Source organism: Streptomyces doebereineriae, from assembly GCF_031845645.1.
GTDB lineage: Bacteria > Actinomycetota > Actinomycetes > Streptomycetales > Streptomycetaceae > Streptomyces > Streptomyces canus.
In genome coordinates, this window is record NZ_JAVREZ010000348.1 from 1 (window position 1) to 442 (window position 442).

A 442-nucleotide genomic window follows, 5' to 3' on the forward strand; every position below is an offset into this window, starting at 1 on the left:
GGCGTACTGCTCGGAGTTGTTGTAGGCCTTCAGTGCCGTCATCCAGCCTCTCGGGGTGGACAGGTCCTTGCCGTACCAGCACAGCAGGCCGGCCGCCGACAGCGCCGCGTCGTCGAAATTGTCCGGGCTCACCACCCCGTCGTTGTTGGCGTCCACGCCGAAGTGCCCCCAGGTCTCCGGGATGAACTGCATCGGCCCCATGGCACGGTCCATCAGCGGATCGCCGTCCAGCTTGCCCTTGTCGGTGTCGGGAATGCGCAGGGTGCCGGCGGTCCCGTCCAGTTGCACACCGCGAATCGGCGGGGTGACGTCGCCGTTGCGCGCGATCATCGCGCCGCGGTAGGTGCCGTGGTGGCTCTCGACCATGCCGATGCCGGCCAACGTGGTCCAGGCCAGTTGGCAATTCGGGTTTTCCACCTGGGCGACGCGCGCGGCGTAAGCG

At 67.9% G+C, this 442-nt stretch carries 1 protein-coding gene; it reads right to left on the bottom strand.

Translation table 11 applies throughout. The annotated features are described in order from the left end of the window. Nucleotides 1-417 (bottom strand): lytic transglycosylase domain-containing protein (locus RNB18_RS52235; RefSeq protein ID WP_311721082.1); only part of this gene is annotated, 417 nt, incomplete at its 3' end. Nucleotides 418-442: the final 25 nt, after the last annotated feature.